Source organism: Pseudomonas sp. BSw22131, from assembly GCF_026810445.1.
Taxonomy (GTDB): Bacteria; Pseudomonadota; Gammaproteobacteria; order Pseudomonadales; family Pseudomonadaceae; genus Aquipseudomonas; species Aquipseudomonas huanghezhanensis.
Window position 1 is genome coordinate 1,362,007 of record NZ_CP113949.1, and the last position, 19,468, is coordinate 1,381,474.

A 19,468-nucleotide genomic window follows, 5' to 3' on the forward strand; every position below is an offset into this window, starting at 1 on the left:
CGCAAGAATTGACTGAGAGGATCTCTATGTCGCCGCGCGCTGCGCTATTGCTGTGTCTTGCCATGTTGCTGGCTGGCTGCGTGTCGTCCGGTAACGTTGATCCGCTGAGTACCAGCAAGGGGCGTGACGAAGCGCGTCAGGCGTATGTGCAACTGGGCTTGGGCTACCTTCAGCAAGGTCAGGTAGAGCGTGCGAAGGCTCCGCTTAAAAGTGCGCTGGAGCTGGACAGCTCCGATGCGGACGCCAATGCGGCACTTGCTCTGGTGTTTCAGGCAGAGCAAGAGCCTGAGCTGACCGACAAGTACTATGCCAAGGCACTGTCCGCTCGCCCCAAGGACGCCAGAATCCTCAATAACTACGGCAGCTTTCTGTATGAACAGAAACGCTACAAAGACGCATATGAGCGATTCCAGCAAGCTTCCAATGACAATCTTTACGCAGAGCGCGCCCGGGTATTTGAAAACCTCGGGATGACAGCGATGATGCTGGGCGACCGCGAAGGAGCCCGCGAGCATTTCACCAAAGCGTTACGGCTTGATCGACAGCAACCGCGTGCGTTGCTGGAAATGGCTGAGTTGTCTTACGAAGACAGGCATTATGTACCAGCGCGTGACTTTTACGACCGGTTTAGCCAGCTCAGCGAGCAAAATGCACGTAGTCTGTTGCTCGGCACGCGGTTGGCGAAAATCTACGATGACCGCAACAAGTCAGCCAGTTATGGCTTGCAACTAAAAAGACTCTATCCCGGTACGCCGGAATATCAGCAATACCTGTCGGAGCAATGATGAAAGCGGCGCATCCCGAATTTGTAGCAGCCACTCGCACCAACCCTGGAGAAACCCTGCGCCAGGCCCGCGAGAATAAAAACTGGTCGCTGCCAGATGTGGCTCTGAGGTTGAATCTGACCGTGACTTCCCTGGGCAATCTGGAAACGGGCAGTTTTGACAAGCTTCCCGGGCACACCTTCGCCCGAGGCTATGTACGCGCCTATGCCAAGTTGCTTGATCTGGATCAGGCGGCGCTCGTCAGCCAGTTCGACCAGTACACAGGCACCGACGGCAAAGGCAGCAATGTGCATGCATTGGGCCGCATCGAAGAGCCTGTGCGCTTGTCCCACAACATTTTGCGTATCGTCAGCCTACTGCTGTTGATCGCGCTGGTCGGCGGTGGTTTCTTCTGGTGGCAGGATCAGGCTGCAATGCGCGGTAAAGAACAAACCAGCATCGGCATGGAACACGTTGAAGTCGAGAGCGCCGACGGCACCACACAAATTCATCCGCTGGACGAGCCCGAAGACCAGGCTGTCGCAGATGCGCAGAAGGGCAACTCCGCTCCGTTGCCTTTGAACAACAGCGAGCCTGCCTCTCAGGCCACCGAGCAGACGCCTGCTGTTTCGTCCACAGCGACCGCTGCGGCGCCTTCGACTCCAAACACAACTACCGCCGCGGCGTCTGCTCATAGCGCGACCGCACCAGTTGTTCCCGCGCACAGCGTGCCAGCTCCTGCAACCACTCCAGCAATGCCTGTTGCGCCAGCACAAGCGGCTGCAGTTCCCGCCGGTGCCGGACAGGTCCAGGTTCAGTTCTCTGCCGATTGCTGGACCCAGGTCACTGATGGCAACGGCAAAGTGCTGACCAGTGGTCTCAAGCGCAAAGGCGACAGCATCGATGTCAACGGCAAGCCTCCCTTGACCTTGCGCCTGGGCTTCGCCCGTGCAGCGCAGGTGAGCTACAACGGCCAGCCTGTAGACATCGCACCTTTTACCAGTGGCGAAACCGCTCGCCTGAAGCTAGGGCAATAAGTCATGCACGGCGAATCACCAATCAAGCGTCGCGAATCTCGTAAAATCTGGGTCGGCTCTGTGCCGGTCGGCGGAGACGCGCCGATCGCAGTGCAGAGCATGACTAACAGTGACACCAATGATGTGGCAGCGACCGTTGCACAGATCAACCGCCTGGAAGCCGCTGGCGTGGACATCGTCCGCGTATCGGTACCTGACATGGACGCCGCCGAAGCATTCGGCCGCATCAAGCAATTGGTTAAAGTCCCGCTCGTTGCCGATATTCATTTCGATTACAAGATTGCCCTGCGTGTTGCCGAGCTGGGCGTTGACTGCCTGCGCATCAACCCGGGCAACATCGGCCGTGAAGACCGTGTGCGAGCTGTCGTCAGTGCCGCGCGTGATCGTGGTATCCCGATCCGCATTGGCGTGAACGCGGGTTCGCTGGAGAAGGATCTGCAAAAAAAGTACGGCGAGCCCACGCCTGCTGCGCTTGTTGAGTCCGCGTTGCGGCACGTAGACCACCTGGATCGTCTGGATTTTCAGGACTTCAAGGTCAGCGTCAAGGCGTCCGATGTGTTCATGGCCGTCGATGCCTATCGCTTGCTGGCCAAGCAAATCGTTCAACCATTGCACCTGGGGATCACCGAAGCGGGTGGTTTGCGTTCAGGCACAGTGAAATCGGCCGTCGGCCTAGGTATGCTGCTCGCCGACGGCATTGGCGATACCATCCGTATCTCGCTGGCTGCCGATCCGGTGGAAGAGGTCAAGGTCGGCTACGACATCCTCAAGTCCCTGCGTCTGCGTTCCCGTGGTATCAACTTCATCGCCTGTCCGAGCTGCTCGCGGCAGAACTTCGATGTTGTCAAAACCATGAATGAACTGGAAGACCGGCTCGAAGACTTGCTGGTTCCGCTGGACGTGGCGGTGATCGGATGCGTAGTGAACGGTCCTGGCGAAGCCAAGGAAGCCCACATCGGTTTGACCGGTGGCACGCCGAATCTTATCTACATAGATGGCAAGCCTGCAAAAAAATTGACCAATGACAATCTGGTGGATGAACTGGAACGTTTGATCCGTCAGAGAGCGGCCGAGAAGGTTGAGGCTGAAGCTGCCTTGATCTTGCGTAGCTGACAGCGCCGCCAACCCCGTTTCTAAGGATTTTTTGTGAGTAAGTCTCTGCAAGCCATTCGTGGCATGAACGACATCCTGCCGGACCAGACGCCGCTGTGGCGCTATTTCGAAGGCACTGTCTCGCGTTTGCTCGATAACTACGGTTATCGGCAGATTCGCATGCCCATCGTCGAGTTCACCGACCTTTTCAAACGCTCTATCGGCGAAGTGACCGACATCGTCGAAAAAGAGATGTATACCTTCGCCGACCGCAATGGCGATTCTCTGACCCTGCGTCCGGAAGGCACCGCCGCGTGTGTGCGGGCCGTGCTTGAACACGGCATCACCGGTGGCGGTCAGGTTCAGAAGCTCTGGTACATCGGTCCGATGTTCCGTCACGAACGTCCGCAGAAAGGCCGTTATCGTCAGTTCCACCAAATCGGTTGCGAGGTCTTCAACCTCGAAGGTCCGGACATCGATGCAGAATTGATCGTGCTCACTTGGCGCCTCTGGGGCCTGTTAGGCATCCGCAACGCAGTCAAACTCGAGCTCAACAGCCTGGGCACCAGCGAGGCGCGTGCGCGTTACCGCGATGCGCTGGTCGAGTTTCTGTCGGCGCGTCTGGAGCAACTGGACGAAGACAGTCAACGCCGTCTGAAGACCAACCCTCTGCGGGTACTGGACACCAAACACCCTGAAACCCAGGCCGTGCTGGTCGATGCGCCGAAGCTGGCCGACTACCTTGACGATGAGTCACGTATCCACTTCGAGGGTTTGAGGGCGCGTCTGGACGCTGCCGGCATCCCCTACGTGATCAATCCGAAGCTGGTTCGCGGCCTGGACTACTACAGCAAGACCGTTTTCGAATGGGTCACCGACCAACTGGGCGCTCAGGGCACTGTCTGCGCAGGCGGTCGTTACGACGGCCTGGTCGAACAGATGGGCGGCAAGCCTACCACTGGCGTCGGTTTCGCCATGGGCATCGAACGTCTGGTCCTGCTGCTCGAAACCCTTGAGCAGGTGCCTGAGGAAATCTCGCGCACTGTCGACGTTTATGTGTGTGCGTTCGGCGAAGCCGCCGAGCTGGCTGCCCTGACGCTCTCCGAGCGACTGCGTGACCAGGCGCCAAACCTGAGACTGCAAGTGAACGCAGGCGCCGGCAGCTTCAAGAGCCAGTTCAAGAAGGCCGACAAGAGTGGCGCACTGTATGCGCTGATTCTTGGCGATGAAGAACTGTCGCGCAAGGAAGTCGGCGTCAAGCCACTGCGCGGTCAGGGCGAACAACAAAATATTGCGTGGGATGCTCTATCCGAGCACCTGGCCACCTGCGTCGTGCAGGGTTGAAGCTGACAAATAGCCGATTTAGCGAATAGGAGTATTGGGGTGTCGAGTACCGATGATGAACAGATGGTGGCGGTCAAGGACTGGTGGCAGCGCAACGGCAAGCCTCTGGTAACTGGCGGTCTCCTCGCGCTGATCGTGGTGTTGGGCTGGCAAGGCTGGCAGAAGTATCAGACCAATCAGTCGCAAGGCGCTTCAGCCCTCTATCAGCAACTGCTTGAAACTGCTCTCACGCCGAGCGGTCAGGCAGATGCCGGTCGTGTAGCTGAAATCGCCGGCAAGCTCAAAAGCGATTTCGGCGGCACTCCCTACGCTCAGTACGGCAGCCTTTTCGTTGCCAAAGTGGCCGTCGATACCGGTAAGCTGGACGACGCGGTCGCCGAGCTGAAAAGTGTGAGCGACAAGCCTGCCAGCGTTACGCTGGGCGAAATCGCCCGTCAGCGTCTGGCGCGGGTGCTGGCTTCGCAAAACAAGGCAGAAGACGCTTTGAAACTGCTCGACGGTCAAGCCGACAAAGCCTTCATGGCCAGTCGTGAAGAGCTGCGCGGTGACCTGCTGGTTCAGTTGGGTCGTACCGACGATGCGCATGCTGCCTATCAAAAAGCCAAAGCCGCGCTGTCTGAAGAAGCAGCGGTTGGTGGTCTACAAATGAAGCTCGACGATCTGGCGAAAGGGGATGCGTGACGTGATTCGTTGGAAACATGCAGCATTGCTGGCTCTGGCCGTTCTGGCCGCGGGTTGCAGCAGCAACAGCAAAAAGGAATTGCCGCCGGCCGAGCTGACCGACTTCAAAGAAGAAGTCGTTTTGCAGAAGCAGTGGAGCCGCTCGGTCGGTGATGGCCAGGGCAAAACCTACAACATGCTGATCCCGGCCATTGACGGCGAGAACATCTACGCCGCTGATACCACCGGTATTGTCATGTCGGTCAACCGCTCAAGCGGCGATGTGGTCTGGAAGAAGGAACTCGAGAAGCCCGTTTCCGGTGCCGTTGGTGTTGGATTCGGGATGGTCATGGTCGGGACGCTGAAAGGCGAAGTGATCGTGCTTGACGAGTCGACCGGCGAGGAAAAATGGCACGCCCGTGTGACCAGTGAAGTCCTGGCTGCACCGGCTACCAACGGCGATGTAGTCGTGGTTCAGACTCAGGATGACCGTGTAGTTGGCTTTGATGCCGCCACCGGCACCCAGCGCTGGATCTACGAAAGCACGCCAGCGGTGCTGACCCTGCGCGGCACCGGCGCTCCAATCGTCACCAATCGCCTGGCGATTGCCGGTCTGTCGACAGGTAAAGTCGTGGCGCTTGACACCACTAACGGCGTACCAGTGTGGGAGCAACGCGTTGCGATTCCACAAGGTCGCTCGGAACTGGATCGCGTGGTCGATATCGACGGCGGGCTGCTGCTGTCTGGCGGCACGTTGTATGTCGCAACTTATCAGGGACGGGTTGCCGGCCTTGAATTGGAAAGCGGCCGTGTACTCTGGCAGCGTGATGCGTCGAGCTATGCAGGCGTGGCACAAGGTTTCGGCAGCGTTTACGTGAGCCTTGCCAACGGAACCGTTGAAGGCATTGATGAGCGCTCCTCGACTGCGCTGTGGAGCAACGACTCGTTGGCCCGCCGTCAGTTGGGTGCCCCGGAAGTGTTCTCCAGCTACGTCGCGGTCGGTGACATGGAAGGCTATCTGCATCTGCTGAGCCAGGTCGACGGTCGTTTCGTCGGTCGCGAGAAGATTGACAGCGATGGTCTGCGTGCGCGTCCGCTGGTTTCCGGCAATACCATTTACGTCTTCGGCAACAGCGGCAAGCTGGAAGCCCTGACGATCAAGTAATGGCTGTCCATGCCAGTGGAGCCTTTAGTTGGTGCTCCGCTGGCAGCCTTGCATTTGCAAGGCTCGCGGCACTTTGAGTGCCGCTCCGAACTCCGGCCGCTGCCTTGCAGCGGCTTTTGTATTTTCTGAAATAACGAAGTGGAGAGCCGCATGGTTCCCGTAATCGCCCTGGTGGGTCGACCGAACGTCGGCAAGTCCACCTTGTTCAACCGCCTGACCAGGACTCGCGACGCCATCGTCGGCGACTTGTCCGGTCTGACCCGTGATCGCCAATACGGTGAGGCCAAGTGGCAAGGGCGCAGCTACATTCTGATCGACACCGGCGGTATCTCCGGCGATGAGCACGGCATGGACGAAAAGATGGCCGAGCAGTCGCTGATGGCGATTGAAGAAGCCGATGTCGTGCTGTTCCTGGTCGATGCGAAAGCCGGTTTTACCGCCGCTGACCAAATGATCGGCGAGCACCTGCGCAAACGTGGCAAGACCTCCTACGTGGTCGCCAACAAGGTCGATAACATTGACCCTGAGATGGCGCGTGCCGAGTTCAGCCCCTTGGGCATGGGCGATGCGATCCCGGTGGCCGGCGCTCACGGCCGTGGCATCACCCAGATGCTCGAAATCGCTCTGAGCTCGTTCCCAAAAGACGATGACGAAGAAGAAGGCGAGCCGGAAGTAGTCGCTGAAGGCGAGGAAGCCAAGCGTATTCCTGGCCCTAGCGAAAAAGACGGCATCAAGATCGCCATCATCGGTCGCCCTAACGTCGGCAAGTCGACGCTGGTCAACCGCATGCTGGGTGAAGACCGCGTTATCGTCTATGACGAGCCTGGCACAACCCGTGACAGCATCTACATCCCGTTTACGCGCAACGACGAGAAGTACACGCTGATCGACACCGCTGGTGTGCGCAAGCGCGGCAAGATCCACGAGGAAGTCGAAAAGTTCTCGGTGGTTAAAACCCTGCAGGCGATTAAAGACGCCAACGTGGTGATCTTCGTGATGGACGCCCGCGAAGGCGTTGTTGACCATGACCTGAACTTGCTGGGCTTTGCGCTGGAAGCCGGTCGCGCGCTGGTCATCGCGTTGAACAAGTGGGACGGCATGGTGCCGAGCGAACGCGACTACGTGAAGACCGAGCTTGAACGTCGGTTGTTCTTCGTCGACTTCGCCGACATCCACTTCATTTCCGCGCTGCATGGCACGGGCGTGGGTAATCTGTATCAGTCGGTGCAGAACTCCTTCAAGTCCGCCGTGACCCGCTGGCCAACCAGCCGCCTGACGCAGATCCTCGAAGATGCCGTCGGCGAACATGCGCCACCGATGGTGGGCAGCCGTCGTATCAAGCTGCGTTACGCGCACTTGGGCGGTGCCAACCCGCCGCTGATCGTGATTCACGGTAACCAGGTCGACAAGGTGCCGAAGTCCTACGTCCGCTATCTTGAAAACACCTACCGCCGTGTCTTGAAGCTGGTCGGTACGCCGATTCGCATCGAGTTCAAGGGCGGCGAGAACCCGTACGAAGGCAACAAGAACACGCTCACAGACCGTCAGGTCAACAAGAAGCGTCGAATGATGTCGCACCACAAGAAGGCCGACAAGAAGCGCAGAGACAAGCGTTGATCGTGTAACGGACTTTCTCTGAAAAGGCGCTAATGGCGCCTTTTTTTGTGCTGCTTTTCTGGGCTATTCTGCTTGTTCCCGTGCCGCTCAGAGCCGGGTGTGGAGCACGAAAACCCTATGATCATCAGCAAATTGCCGAACGTTGGCACCACCATTTTTACAGTGATGTCCCAGCTTGCAGCCGAAACCGGCGCGATCAATCTGTCCCAGGGCTTTCCCGATTTCGATGGTCCCGATGCGTTACGCGAGGCCCTTTGTCGTCACACCATGGGCGGCCACAATCAATATGCACCGATGACCGGTCTGCCCGCGCTGCGTGAGCAAGTCGTAGCGAAAATCTCCAGATATTACGGTCGCCAGATCAACGTCGATACCGAAGTTACGATCACACCCGGCGCCACCCACGCGATTTTCTGCGCGATCCAGACCGTGGTGCGTGCAGGCGATGAAGTCATCGTCTTCGACCCGAGTTATGACAGTTACGAGCCGTCGGTGCAGTTGGCAGGTGGCCGCTGCGTCCATGTTCAGCTCACGGACGGCGACTTCGCGATTGATTGGGAACAGCTGGCTGCAGCGCTCAGTCCGCGCACCCGTATGATCATCATCAACAGCCCGCACAACCCAAGCGGTGCGTTGATCACCCGTGACGAACTCGATCAGTTGGCAGCGCTTATCCGTGATCGCGATATCTATCTGATCAGCGATGAAGTCTACGAACACCTAGTGTTCGACGGCGTGAAACACGCGAGTGTCCTGGCCCATGACGAGCTGTATCAGAGAGCCTTTGTGGTGAGCTCTTTTGGCAAGACCTATCACGTCACTGGCTGGAAAACCGGGTATCTGGTGGCGCCTCCAGCGCTGACCGCCGAGATGCGCAAGGTCCATCAGTTTGTCGGGTTCTGCGGGGTGACGCCGCTGCAATGGGCGTTGGCCGATTTCATGGCTGCGTGCCCCGAGCATGTGGAGGAACTCCCTGCTTTCTATCAGGCCAAACGCGATTTTTTCTGTGATCAGTTGGCGTCGTCGCGTTTTACCTTCACGCGCGCTCGCGGCACTTATTTTCAGGTCGTGGATTACTCGCGTATCCGGCCGGACCTCAACGATGTCGACATGTCGTTGTGGATGACCCGCGAGCACGGCGTCGCCAGCATTCCTATTTCCGTGTTTTATCAGAATCCACCTGAGGGGCAGCGGTTGATTCGTCTGTGCTTTCCCAAGCGAGAAGAAACCTTGAGCCAGGCAGCGGAGAAGTTATGCGCGATATAAGTTCGCTGCCCGATCTTAATCTGGCCTTGGTGCAGACCACCCTGGCATGGCACGACTGCGCGGGCAACCACGCGCATTTCGATGAGCTGCTGGCGCAGGTGCAGAATGTCGATCTGGTGATCCTGCCGGAAATGTTCACCACTGGTTTCTCGATGGAATCCGAAGCGCTCGCAGAGCCGGAGCGGGGGGTGACCTCCGCGTGGATGCTGGCGCACGCCAAGCGTCTGAATGCTGTGGTCACGGGCAGCGTCATCGTGCGCGCTCAGGACGGCAGTCACCGCAACCGATTGCTCTGGGCGCGCCCCGACGGTGAGCTGTTGCACTACGACAAGCGCCATTTGTTCCGTATGGCGGGGGAGCATGAGCACTACAGCCCTGGCGACCGTCAGGTGCAGTTTGAACTCAAGGGTTGGCGGATTCGTCCGTTGATCTGCTACGACCTGCGATTTCCGGTCTGGAGCCGTGATGCACACAGTACCGATCTGCTGCTTTACACGGCCAATTGGCCGGGGGCAAGGCGTCAGCACTGGAATCGGCTGCTGCCCGCGCGTGCCATCGAAAACCTGTGCTACGTGGCAGCGGTTAATCGAATCGGCACTGACGGCAAAGGCTTCGCCTACACCGGCGACAGCCAGGTGCTGGATTTTCAGGGCGAGAGTGTACTGAATGTCGGCGCGGCGGACGGCGTGTTTGAAGTCAGCTTGTCGGCAGGCAGTCTTGCAGACTACCGGAGCAAATTTCCCGCATGTCTCGACGCTGATACATTCGAGATACAGTAATCCAATGGAGTTGATGGACTCACGGTTGATAGCGGTCATACCAAAACCGGCGTTCAGTCATTACCACTATCAACGCCTCCTCCCTTAGCGCATACACCCGCTCCTTCACCGTCGCCGTGAAGAAAGACACCACCACTGCGGCGACAGACACCGACGCCACTTCCGCCTCGCTGGCGACTCAGGAAGCGTCGCTGGTGCAGTTGCAGAAGTCGGGCAGCATCAACACCACCGCCTGAATTCCCAGAGCGAGTGAGGGGCGCTTGCTTTGTCTGGCGCTTCTTTGGCAATCGCTGTAATGACCTGACGGGTGTGCTTCAGTTTTGCGCGCCGTGGCCGATATCGCTTGTAATAAAACAGGAGTTCGGCCATGACCACCATCAACACCAGTTCGCTGGGTTCGTATTCCAGCGTGTTTGCTGCAGGCGTAAAGACTGATGATTCGAAGGCCAGCGATGCGACGTCGATCAGCGTCAATCTAAACATCAAAACCGACAAGGCCGCCGCTCAAGAAGCATTGACGCCTTCGCAACAGGCTATCCAGCAGTTGCAGGACCAGATTAAAGAGGCGCAGAAGCGCCTTCTTGAGCAGCAAAAGCAATTGGCTACCGCGCAGAACAGCAAACTGCCTGACGCCGAGAAGAGTCAGCAAGTCATGGCCATGCAGCAGCAGGTATCAGCGACCATCGCACAACTGTCGGCACTGCAAGGTGCGTTGCTTGAGTTGATGAAAGGAAATGTCAGCACGAAAGCCTGATCAATCACCAAAAGAAAGGCCCTGAAGCATTCACTTCAGGGCCTTTCGTGTTTCTGGTCGCGGGCGCTTACGCAGCTTTGGCTTCTGCCTGCATCAATGAGCGGTTCAGTGCGCTGAACAGTGCACGAAAACTGGCAGTGGTGATGTTCTCATCGATTCCGACGCCATGCACCGCACGATCACCATTCACGCGCAGCTCAATGTACGCCGCTGCTTTTGCGGTCGTACCTGCGCCGATGGCGTGTTCGTTGTAATCCATGATCTCGACGCCCACCGGCAAGCTGGACACCAGCGCTTCAAGTGCGCCGTTACCTTTGCCTTTCCAGTGCAGGTTGGTTTCGCCGTCGCCTTTGGCAGACACCTCGACCTCAACGGCGCTGTGGCCGTTTTCTTCCTGAAGGCGGTGGCTGACAAGGGCGTAGGGCTTATTCGCCTGCAAGTATTCATGCTTGAACAAGGCATAAATCTGCTGCGCACTCATTTCCAGTCCCAAACGGTCGGTTTCACCCTGGACCACCTGGCTGAACTCGATCTGCATGCGACGCGGCAGCGAGATGCCGTACTCCTGCTCCAGCAAATACGCGATCCCGCCTTTGCCCGACTGGCTATTGACGCGAATCACCGCCTCGTAGCTGCGACCGATGTCGGCCGGATCAATCGGCAGATAGGGCACTTCCCACACGGCGTCGGGTTTCTGTTGGGAGAAGCCTTTGCGAATGGCGTCCTGATGCGAGCCGGAGAACGCGGTGTGTACCAGATCACCCACGTACGGATGACGAGGGTGGACCGGAATCTGGTTGCACTCTTCAACCACTTTGCGCACGCCGTCGATGTCCGATAAATCCAGTTGCGGGTTCAGGCCTTGGGTGTACATGTTCAGCGCAACGGTCACCAGATCTACGTTACCGGTGCGCTCGCCGTTGCCGAACAGGCAGCCCTCGACGCGATCAGCGCCTGCCATCAGGCCCAGTTCGGTGGCCGCAACGCCAGTGCCGCGGTCGTTGTGGGTGTGCAGGCTGATGATCACGCTGTCACGACGGTTGATGTTGCGGCTGAACCACTCGATCTGGTCGGCATAAATATTGGGTGTTGCGACTTCAACTGTGGCAGGCAGGTTGAGGATCACTTTGTTCTGCGGCGTGGCGTTCCAGACTTCAATGACCGCATCGCACACTTCCTTGGCAAACTCGAGTTCGGTTGCGCTGAACGTCTCTGGCGAATATTCGAACTGCCATTGCGTTTCTGGCTGCTGGGCAGCGTATTTGACGAAAAGCCTGGCAGCGCTGACGGCGATTTCCTTGACCCCGGCCTTGTCTTGATTGAACACGATGCGGCGGAAAGAAGGGGAGGTGGCGTTGTACAGGTGCACGATGGCTTTTTTCGCGCCACGCAGCGATTCGAAGGTTCGTGCAATCAGGTCTTCACGGCCTTGGGTAAGCACCTGAATAGTGGTGTCGTCCGGGATGTGTCCGTCTTCAATCAGCGTGCGTACAAAGTCGAAGTCGGTTTGCGATGCGGCTGGAAACGATGCTTCGATTTCCTTGACGCCCACCTGAACCAGAGTTTTCCAGAAGCGCAGTTTTTTGACAGCATCCATGGGCTCGATCAGCGACTGGTTGCCGTCACGCAGGTCGGAACTGCACCAGATCGGCACCTCGGTAATGGTCTTGGAAGGCCAGGTGCGGTCGGGCAGATCAATCACCGGGAACGCGCGGTACTTGGTCGATGGGTCTTTGAGCATGGTCATGTGAGCAATCCTTTAGGTACTGAGGGCCGAATAAAGGCGGCCAGCCGCTGAAGCGAAAGACAGGGGCGAGGCATCGCGATTCAGCCTGGCAGTCGTGCACTGACAAGGCTGAGGCAGCGGTGCTGACGCAGCAAAATGAGGGTGTGAGAGTTTTTCATGAGGGCAACCGTAACCAATAGGGTGAAAGCTGGCAAGCAGTTGGAAAAAATCGCGATAAGTTCTTCTAGCTCGTTGAATGGCGCGATTTTATGGCGCTAAAAGCCGGCATGGTAATGGTTTATTGCCGGCTTGCTCAGGTGCTTATACAAACTCTCTCAGGGTTGGAACGCCCCGATGAAAATGGCCGGATCTACCCGCGCATCATTCAGGCTGACGTTCCAGTGCATGTGCGGCCCGGTGGCTCGCCCGGTTGAGCCTACACGTCCCACCACACCGCCACGCGGCACGGCATCACCCACTTTCACATCAATTTTCGACATGTGGCAGAACATGCTGATGAAGCCTTGGCCGTGATCGACAAACACCGTGTTGCCGTTGAAGAAATAGTTACCGATCAGGATGACCTTGCCGGCCGCCGGGGATTTGATCGGCGTTCCCGCTGGCACCGCAAAATCGAGGCCCGAGTGAGGATTGCGCTCCTCGCCATTGAAGAACCTGCGCACCCCGAACTTGCTCGACAACGGACCATTCACCGGTTTGTCCAGTATCAGGTTGCTGGGCGTACCGGGGCTGAAGCTGCGGTATGCCTGAATCTGCAACGCCAGCTCACTTTCAATGCGCTTCAGGTCGTTTGGATCGGGGTTCACCTGACGCTGGTTCTTCAGGGTGATGCGCTGCTCCGGGTACTTCTTGTCGCCTACGACAAAGCTCAGGTTACGGCTGCCGCTGGCGTCGCGGACGGCCAATTGCTGGCTGCCCGGTTTTACTGTCAGTGAAACGCCGACAATCGCCAGCCAGCGATTGCCTTGTTCCTTGACCACCAGCACCGGTTTGCCCTGATAAGTAGCTTTGGGCGGCTCGACGCCGTTACCCAGATCCACCACGGCAACGCCGCCGGGTACTGGTTTGTTCAGCGCTCGGCTGATGAAGCTGTCAGAAGGTGCGGCAGCCAGCGCAGGCACCATCATGCAAAAAGTGAGAGCCGCAGCGCAGAAAGGTCGAACGATAAAGCCGAGCATCAATAGGTCAATCCAGTAAAGAAAGAGTGACGGGCGTCAGGTGATTGTCTTCAACGCGCACCAGCAGTTCGCCCTCAGCCAGCCTGGCAGTCAGGCGCTGGCCCGTTTTGGTCTGTTCGGCACTGCGCACTGCATGGCCTTTTTCGTCGAGCAAAATACTGTAGCCGCGACCCAGCGTGGCGAGCGGGCTGACCACGTTCAGTGTCTGCACCTGATTCTGTAGCTGCAGGCGGCGGGTTTTCAGGTTGTCGCGAATGGCCTTTGGCAAGCGCTCGGCCAACACATCCAGGCGCTGGCGAAGGAAGGCCAGCGTTCGGCCCGGATGCTGCGCGGCCAGACGGCTTTGCAGGTGAGCCATGCGCACCTGGCGCTTGTGCATCTGTTGCTCGAAGGCGCGCCGCATGCGCATGTCGAGATCGTCCAGGCGTTGGGCGCGCTGACGCAGGCGTTCGCCGGGATGGCGCAGGCGTCGGGAAATACCGTCAAGACGCAACTGCTCGCGCATCAGTCGGTCCTGCATGCGACTGATCAGGCGCCGCTGCAAGCTGTCGACGCGACGGTGCAAGTCGCTGGAGTCCGGGGCCAGCAGTTCGGCGGCGGCGGAGGGCGTGGGGGCACGGACGTCCGCCACAAAATCACTGATCGACACGTCCGTCTCATGGCCTACTGCGCTGACGATCGGTGTCACGCAGGCATCAATGGCACGTGCCACAGCTTCCTCGTTGAAGCACCACAAATCCTCCAGCGAACCGCCGCCCCGCGCCAGAATCAACGCATCGAAGCCCCTGCTATCTGCCAGCTTCAAGGCCCGAACAATTTGCCCGATGGCTTCGCGGCCTTGTACGGCGGTGGGGATCAGGGTGAGTTCGACCTGTGGTGCGCGACGACGGAAGACGCTGATGATGTCGCGAATGACCGCGCCGGTCGGCGAACTTATAATGCCGATGCGTCTTGGGTGCAGCGGCAGGGTCACTTTGCGTTCAGCGCTGAACAGACCTTCTGCGCTGAGCTTCTCTTTAAGGGCATCGAATGCCAGTCGCAATGCGCCGTCGCCGGCGGGCTCCACGGTGTCGAGAATCAGCTGGTAATCGCCACGTCCCTCAAACAGCGAGACCTTGCCGCGCACCTTGACCGCCAGGCCGTCTTTCAATGCCTGACGCACTCGCGCTGCGCTCTGCCGGAACAGTGCGCAACGCACTTGCGCGCCGCTGTCCTTGAGCGTGAAGTACACGTGACCGGAGGCCGGACGCGAAAGGTTGGAAATTTCGCCCTCGACCCATATGTTGGAAAACACATCCTCCAACAGCACGCGCGCGCGGCCGTTGAGTTGGCTGACGGTGAGGACTTCCCGGTCGAGGCCGAGTCTTGCGAAAGGGTCTTTGATCATGCCGCGCATGATAAAGGCAATGGGGTACGGATGACGATCATTGTTGATGTTGGCGCGAGGGGCTTGGCTGCGAAGCATTCACCACGACCGTTAAACCCCAGCGCCCGGCGGTAAGCTATCGCGAGCAAGCTCCCTCCCACTGGATCTGCGTCAGACGCAAAGTCTGTTGGAACGAGGCTTGCCCGCGAAGCTTTTGGCGGCATCACGCTCATCGACCGATATATTGCAGCTTGGTGGCTAAACTTGACCTGAGCGGCGACGGCATTAAGCTGCCGCACTTCAAATGATCGCCAGCGACAGGTCCTGTCATGAACACCCAAAGCATCATCGTCCCGCAGATTTCCAGCTTTCCGGCGCGCCAGGCGAAGGCGCGCGCCATCCTGCGCTGGCTGGTCAAGCTGGACGTGGTGGAAGAAGCCCTGAGCACCTGCGGGCGCAGCTATAACAAAATGGCCTACGCGATTGCGCCCGGCGCTCGACGCTTTGTCGACAATCCGGACGCGCTGCCTTACGGCAGACCGGTCAACGGTCTGGAGATTGTGCTCAAACGCTGCATCTATACGCCGCAGCAGGACTTCGTCGAAGAGGCGGGCTGCCCGCAATGCCGTCGGGAAATCGGTGAAGCGCTGTTCGACAGCCTGGAGGACTGGATGCCGGGCCACACTGATAACTTCATCTGCCCGGAATGCCGCCACGAAGACGACATCAACGGCTTTCTGTTTCTGGACGCATGCGGCTTCTCCAACCTGGGTTTCATTTTCAATGACTGGCTGGAAGCAGGGTTCAAGCAAAGCTTTGTCGACGAGTTCGCCGAACGTCTTGATCGGCCCGTCTCCTTCGTCAAAGTTCGGCTATGACTCGGCCCAAAGCTGACCAGTCTTGATAGATGGCGTCGATCAAGCGCGCGGATAAATAGGCTGATCTTTACATTGAGAACAGCCAGGTGTCTGGGTATAATGGCGCGCTTCCATTTTCCCGCTCGGGAGCCCCCGCGATGCTGCGTATCAGCCAAGAAGCTCTTACATTCGACGACATTCTCCTAGTGCCCGGTTATTCCGAGGTGCTTCCTAACGAAGTCAGTCTGAAAACCCGTTTGACCCGTGGCATCGAACTGAATATCCCCCTCGTTTCTGCTGCAATGGACACTGTCACTGAAGCCCGTCTGGCAATTGCCATGGCTCAGGAAGGCGGCATCGGGATCATTCACAAGAACATGACCATCGAGCAGCAAGCTGCCGAAGTCCGCAAGGTCAAGAAGTTCGAAGCCGGCGTAGTCAAGGACCCGATCACCATCGAGGCCGACGCTACCGTCCGCGATCTGTTCGAACTCACCCGCCTACACAACATTTCCGGCGTACCGGTCCTGCATGACGGCGAACTCGTCGGCATCGTGACCTCGCGCGACGTGCGTTTCGAGACGCGTCTGGAAGCCACCGTCCGTGAAGTGATGACGCCTAAAGAGCGTCTCGTCACTGTGCGTGAAGGCGCCGACAAGTACGAAGTGCGCGATCTGCTGCACAAGCACCGTCTGGAAAAAGTCCTGATCGTCGACGACAAGTTCGCGCTCAAGGGCATGATGACCGTCAAGGACATCGAAAAATCCAAAGCCTACCCACTCGCCAGCAAGGACGATCAAGGTCGTCTGCGTGTTGGCGCTGCGGTCGGCACTGGTAAAGACACAGGCGAGCGCGTCACCGCACTCTTTGCTGCCGGGGTTGACGTCGTTGTGGTCGACACCGCGCATGGTCACTCCAAAGGCGTGATCGACCGCGTTCGCTGGGTTAAGCAGAACTTCCCTGACGTCCAGGTGATTGGCGGCAACATCGCCACCGCTGCTGCGGCCATCGCACTGGTTGAAGCCGGCGCTGACGGCGTCAAGGTCGGCATCGGTCCTGGCTCCATTTGCACCACCCGCATCGTTGCCGGTGTAGGGGTGCCGCAAATCAGCGCAATCGCCAACGTGGCAGAAGCGCTCAAGGGCACTGATGTGACGTTGATCGCTGACGGCGGCATCCGCTTCTCCGGCGACCTGTCCAAGGCCATCGTTGCCGGCGCGAACTGCGTGATGATGGGTTCGATGTTCGCCGGTACTGAAGAGGCACCTGGCGAGATCGAATTGTTTCAGGGGCGTTCGTACAAGGCTTATCGCGGTATGGGTTCCCTCGGTGCGATGTCTCAGACTCAAGGGTCCTCGGATCGTTACTTCCAGGACTCGTCCGACGGCGCCGAAAAGCTGGTGCCCGAAGGTATCGAAGGTCGTGTGGCCTACAAGGGTTCGCTGACTGCCATCGTTCACCAGTTGATGGGCGGCCTGCGTTCTTCCATGGGCTACACCGGCAGTGCAGACATCGACGAGATGCGCACCAAACCTGAATTTGTGCGCATCACCGGTGCCGGCATGGCTGAGTCCCACGTCCACGACGTGCAGATCACCAAGGAAGCGCCGAACTACCGGGTCGGCTAACGCCTTCAGCGGAAAGTTATAAGCCACAAGCTACAAGCGATTCGTAGCGGTAGCGCCTCTCAGCGTAGCCGCCACGGATCTGCAGCTCCCTCAATACCCTTGCAGCTTGAAGCTTAAGGCTTGAAGCTGCTACATCAGAGTCCTCCCATGGCCCTCGACATTCACGCCCACCGTATCCTTATCCTCGACTTCGGTTCCCAGTACACCCAGCTGATTGCCCGCCGCGTGCGTGAGATCGGCGTGTACTGCGAACTGCATCCGTTCGACATGGACGATGAAGCGATTCGTCAATTCGCGCCCCGCGGGATCATCCTCGCAGGCGGCCCGGAGTCCGTGCACGAAGCAAACAGCCCGCGCGCGCCTCAGGCGGTGTTCGACCTCGGCGTTCCCGTGTTTGGCATCTGCTACGGCATGCAGACGATGGCCGAGCAGTTGGGTGGCCGGGTTGAAGGCTCCGAAATGCGTGAGTTCGGCTACGCCCGCGTCGACGTTGTCGGCAAGAGCCGCGTGCTGGACGGCATCGAAGACCACGTCGACGCAGACGGCGTTTTCGGCCTTGACGTGTGGATGAGCCACGGCGACAAAGTCACTCAAATCCCTAAAGGCTTTCACCTGCTGGCCAGCACTCCTAGCTGCCCAATCGCCGGCATGGCTGATGACACCCGTGGCTATTACGGCGTGCAGTTCCACCCCGAAGTGACACACACCAAGCAGGGCGGTCGCATCCTCTCGCGCTTCATCCTCGATATCTGCGGCTGTGAAGCATTGTGGACACCGTCGAAGATCGCCGAAGACGCCATCGCTCAAGTGCGCGCGCAGGTCGGCACCGACAACGTTCTGCTGGGCCTGTCTGGCGGTGTCGATTCTTCGGTGGTCGCTGCTCTGCTGCACAAGGCCATTGGCGATCAGCTCACCTGCGTATTCGTCGACAACGGTCTGCTGCGCTTGCACGAAGGCGAGCAAGTGATGGCCATGTTCGCCGAAAACATGGGCGTCAAAGTGATCCGCGCCAATGCTCAGGACCAGTTCCTGAATAATCTGGCTGGCGAGAGCGACCCGGAGAAGAAGCGCAAGATCATCGGCCGTACCTTCATCGACGTATTCGACGCCGAATCCTGCAAGCTGGACAACATCAAGTTCCTGGCTCAGGGCACTATTTATCCGGACGTTATCGAGTCGGCTGGCGCTAAAAGCGGCAAGGCCCATGTGATCAAGTCGCACCATAACGTGGGCGGTTTGCCGGAAGAAATGAACCTGAAACTGGTCGAGCCCTTGCGCGAGCTGTTCAAGGACGAAGTCCGCCGTCTGGGCCTCGAACTCGGCCTGCCGTACGACATGGTCTACCGCCACCCATTCCCGGGCCCGGGCCTTGGCGTTCGCATCCTCGGCGAAGTGAAAAAGGAATACGCCGACCTGTTGCGTCGCGCGGACCACATCTTCATCGAAGAGCTGCGCAAAGCCGATTGGTACCACAAGGTCAGCCAGGCATTCGTGGTGTTCCAGCCCGTTAAATCGGTAGGCGTGGTTGGCGACGGTCGTCGTTACGCCTGGGTCGTCGCACTGCGTGCCGTCGAAACCATCGACTTCATGACTGCGCGTTGGGCTCACCTGCCTTACGAACTGTTGGAAACGGTCAGCGGTCGCATCATCAACGAGATCGAAGGCATCTCCCGTGTGACATATGACGTGTCGAGCAAGCCGCCTGCGACGATTGAGTGGGAGTAGAGGGTTTCCACAACTATCTGACTTTATTGTGAAAGTAAGAATAGATAGTGATTTTCTACTGCGTCATCAGTGGCTTTTTTCATGGTTCGCATTGTAGGCATCAACAGAGAAGTGCCTCGATACCATGTTCGGCTGAGTAATGTCGGCATGGTATCGAGAGTGCTAATCCTGCAGATGTCCGCAGAAACTGACCTGCCAGTCGAAATACTTTGTCCCGCCCGTCCTTACGATTGATTGAGCCGTTAGGATCCTTCTTAGAGCATGGGCACGATCAGCGATCAAGTATCTAAACCACGCTTACCTTCAAGGGGTGGCTGACCACACCTTGGCAGCCATACGCCAGTCGATGGCCGTGCAGCACCTCCGAAATGCTGTTCAGCCGACGCGTCGGATGGCCCTCAATAAAAGCAAACTCACCAGCGTGAAGCGGGCATTTGGCTTTGTCGCCCAGCACTGCCGGTGATGGTGTGGGTGCCTGCCAGATAGCTC

16 protein-coding genes and 1 pseudogene are annotated in these 19,468 nt (G+C 58.4%); 13 read left to right on the forward strand and 4 right to left on the reverse strand.

The window, feature by feature from the left end; translation table 11 throughout:
• Window positions 1-26 precede the first annotated feature (26 nt).
• The 10 genes from pilW (at window position 27) to OYW20_RS06130 (ending at window position 10,478) form a co-directional block, all read left to right on the forward strand.
• On the forward strand, window positions 27-785 hold the full coding sequence (gene pilW, locus OYW20_RS06085; protein WP_268799816.1) for a type IV pilus biogenesis/stability protein PilW: 759 nt from the start codon (window positions 27-29) through the stop codon (window positions 783-785).
• Window positions 785-1,801, forward strand: coding sequence for a RodZ domain-containing protein (locus tag OYW20_RS06090; RefSeq protein WP_268799817.1), 1,017 nt, complete (start codon window positions 785-787; stop codon window positions 1,799-1,801). Before pilW ends, OYW20_RS06090 begins: the two co-directional genes overlap by 1 nt.
• 3 nt (window positions 1,802-1,804) lie before the next feature.
• Complete coding sequence (ispG, locus tag OYW20_RS06095) at window positions 1,805-2,914, forward strand: flavodoxin-dependent (E)-4-hydroxy-3-methylbut-2-enyl-diphosphate synthase (protein WP_268799818.1); 1,110 nt, start codon at window positions 1,805-1,807, stop codon at window positions 2,912-2,914.
• A 33-nt stretch (window positions 2,915-2,947) separates the two neighbouring features.
• Window positions 2,948-4,237 (forward strand): histidine--tRNA ligase, encoded by a 1,290-nt coding sequence (gene hisS, locus OYW20_RS06100; RefSeq protein WP_268799819.1) that lies wholly within the window; start codon window positions 2,948-2,950, stop codon window positions 4,235-4,237.
• 39 nt (window positions 4,238-4,276) lie between these two features.
• Window positions 4,277-4,918 (forward strand): YfgM family protein, encoded by a 642-nt coding sequence (locus tag OYW20_RS06105; protein ID WP_268799820.1) that lies wholly within the window; start codon window positions 4,277-4,279, stop codon window positions 4,916-4,918.
• The gene (gene bamB, locus OYW20_RS06110) at window positions 4,911-6,062 is read left to right on the forward strand and encodes an outer membrane protein assembly factor BamB (RefSeq protein WP_268799821.1); all 1,152 of its coding nucleotides are present in this window, start codon (window positions 4,911-4,913) and stop codon (window positions 6,060-6,062) included. The genes OYW20_RS06105 and bamB overlap by 8 nt, the downstream gene beginning before the upstream one ends.
• A gap of 150 nt (window positions 6,063-6,212) precedes the next feature.
• The gene (der, locus tag OYW20_RS06115) at window positions 6,213-7,679 is read left to right on the forward strand and encodes a ribosome biogenesis GTPase Der (RefSeq protein ID WP_268799822.1); all 1,467 of its coding nucleotides are present in this window, start codon (window positions 6,213-6,215) and stop codon (window positions 7,677-7,679) included.
• A gap of 117 nt (window positions 7,680-7,796) precedes the next feature.
• On the forward strand, window positions 7,797-8,945 hold the full coding sequence (locus OYW20_RS06120; RefSeq protein ID WP_268799823.1) for a pyridoxal phosphate-dependent aminotransferase: 1,149 nt from the start codon (window positions 7,797-7,799) through the stop codon (window positions 8,943-8,945).
• Entirely contained in the window at window positions 8,933-9,724 is a 792-nt protein-coding gene (locus tag OYW20_RS06125) for an amidohydrolase (RefSeq protein ID WP_268799824.1), read from the forward strand. The genes OYW20_RS06120 and OYW20_RS06125 overlap by 13 nt, the downstream gene beginning before the upstream one ends.
• A 367-nt stretch (window positions 9,725-10,091) precedes the next feature.
• Window positions 10,092-10,478: a hypothetical protein gene (locus OYW20_RS06130; protein ID WP_268799825.1), complete on the forward strand. Its 387-nt coding sequence runs from the start codon at window positions 10,092-10,094 to the stop codon at window positions 10,476-10,478.
• Window positions 10,479-10,545: 67 nt separating this feature from the next.
• Here the strand turns inward: OYW20_RS06130 and leuA are convergent, their stop codons facing one another.
• The 3 genes from leuA to xseA all read right to left on the reverse strand — a co-directional run bounded on the left by leuA (window position 10,546) and on the right by xseA (window position 14,790).
• Window positions 10,546-12,225 (reverse strand): 2-isopropylmalate synthase, encoded by a 1,680-nt coding sequence (gene leuA / locus OYW20_RS06135; protein ID WP_268799826.1) that lies wholly within the window; start codon window positions 12,223-12,225, stop codon window positions 10,546-10,548.
• 314 nt (window positions 12,226-12,539) lie between these two features.
• Window positions 12,540-13,352 (reverse strand): peptidoglycan DD-metalloendopeptidase family protein, encoded by an 813-nt coding sequence (locus tag OYW20_RS06140; protein WP_268801060.1) that lies wholly within the window; start codon window positions 13,350-13,352, stop codon window positions 12,540-12,542.
• A gap of 58 nt (window positions 13,353-13,410) precedes the next feature.
• On the reverse strand, window positions 13,411-14,790 hold the full coding sequence (xseA, locus tag OYW20_RS06145; RefSeq protein WP_268801061.1) for an exodeoxyribonuclease VII large subunit: 1,380 nt from the start codon (window positions 14,788-14,790) through the stop codon (window positions 13,411-13,413).
• A 308-nt stretch (window positions 14,791-15,098) separates the two neighbouring features.
• On the opposite strand from xseA, the gene OYW20_RS06150 reads away from it, so the two are divergent.
• The 3 genes from OYW20_RS06150 to guaA all read left to right on the forward strand — a co-directional run bounded on the left by OYW20_RS06150 (window position 15,099) and on the right by guaA (window position 18,979).
• On the forward strand, window positions 15,099-15,647 hold the full coding sequence (locus OYW20_RS06150) for a sugar ABC transporter ATPase (RefSeq protein ID WP_268799827.1): 549 nt from the start codon (window positions 15,099-15,101) through the stop codon (window positions 15,645-15,647).
• Between the two features lie 137 nt (window positions 15,648-15,784).
• Window positions 15,785-17,254 (forward strand): IMP dehydrogenase, encoded by a 1,470-nt coding sequence (guaB, locus tag OYW20_RS06155; RefSeq protein ID WP_268799828.1) that lies wholly within the window; start codon window positions 15,785-15,787, stop codon window positions 17,252-17,254.
• 147 nt (window positions 17,255-17,401) lie between these two features.
• Window positions 17,402-18,979 (forward strand): glutamine-hydrolyzing GMP synthase, encoded by a 1,578-nt coding sequence (gene guaA / locus OYW20_RS06160; RefSeq protein WP_268799829.1) that lies wholly within the window; start codon window positions 17,402-17,404, stop codon window positions 18,977-18,979.
• A gap of 286 nt (window positions 18,980-19,265) precedes the next feature.
• Here guaA and OYW20_RS06165 read toward each other — a convergent pair.
• Window positions 19,266-19,439: pseudogene (locus tag OYW20_RS06165) on the reverse strand (PAAR domain-containing protein); the annotation flags it as partial.
• Window positions 19,440-19,468: the final 29 nt, after the last annotated feature.

What these genes read in the sequence shown, in the direction of transcription:
- OYW20_RS06130 (WP_268799825.1), top strand. Translation starts at nt 10,092, where the DNA reads ATGACCACCATCAACACCAGTTCGCTGGGTTCGTATTCCAGCGTGTTT.
- ispG (WP_268799818.1), top strand. Translation starts at nt 1,805, where the DNA reads ATGCACGGCGAATCACCAATCAAGCGTCGCGAATCTCGTAAAATCTGG.
- leuA (WP_268799826.1), bottom strand. Translation starts at nt 12,225, where the DNA reads ATGACCATGCTCAAAGACCCATCGACCAAGTACCGCGCGTTCCCGGTG.
- bamB (WP_268799821.1), top strand. Translation starts at nt 4,911, where the DNA reads ATGCGTGACGTGATTCGTTGGAAACATGCAGCATTGCTGGCTCTGGCC.
- guaB (WP_268799828.1), top strand. Translation starts at nt 15,785, where the DNA reads ATGCTGCGTATCAGCCAAGAAGCTCTTACATTCGACGACATTCTCCTA.
- xseA (WP_268801061.1), bottom strand. Translation starts at nt 14,790, where the DNA reads ATGATCAAAGACCCTTTCGCAAGACTCGGCCTCGACCGGGAAGTCCTC.
- OYW20_RS06120 (WP_268799823.1), top strand. Translation starts at nt 7,797, where the DNA reads ATGATCATCAGCAAATTGCCGAACGTTGGCACCACCATTTTTACAGTG.
- OYW20_RS06125 (WP_268799824.1), top strand. Translation starts at nt 8,933, where the DNA reads ATGCGCGATATAAGTTCGCTGCCCGATCTTAATCTGGCCTTGGTGCAG.
- der (WP_268799822.1), top strand. Translation starts at nt 6,213, where the DNA reads ATGGTTCCCGTAATCGCCCTGGTGGGTCGACCGAACGTCGGCAAGTCC.
- guaA (WP_268799829.1), top strand. Translation starts at nt 17,402, where the DNA reads ATGGCCCTCGACATTCACGCCCACCGTATCCTTATCCTCGACTTCGGT.
- OYW20_RS06150 (WP_268799827.1), top strand. Translation starts at nt 15,099, where the DNA reads ATGAACACCCAAAGCATCATCGTCCCGCAGATTTCCAGCTTTCCGGCG.
- OYW20_RS06140 (WP_268801060.1), bottom strand. Translation starts at nt 13,352, where the DNA reads ATGATGGTGCCTGCGCTGGCTGCCGCACCTTCTGACAGCTTCATCAGC.
- OYW20_RS06090 (WP_268799817.1), top strand. Translation starts at nt 785, where the DNA reads ATGAAAGCGGCGCATCCCGAATTTGTAGCAGCCACTCGCACCAACCCT.
- pilW (WP_268799816.1), top strand. Translation starts at nt 27, where the DNA reads ATGTCGCCGCGCGCTGCGCTATTGCTGTGTCTTGCCATGTTGCTGGCT.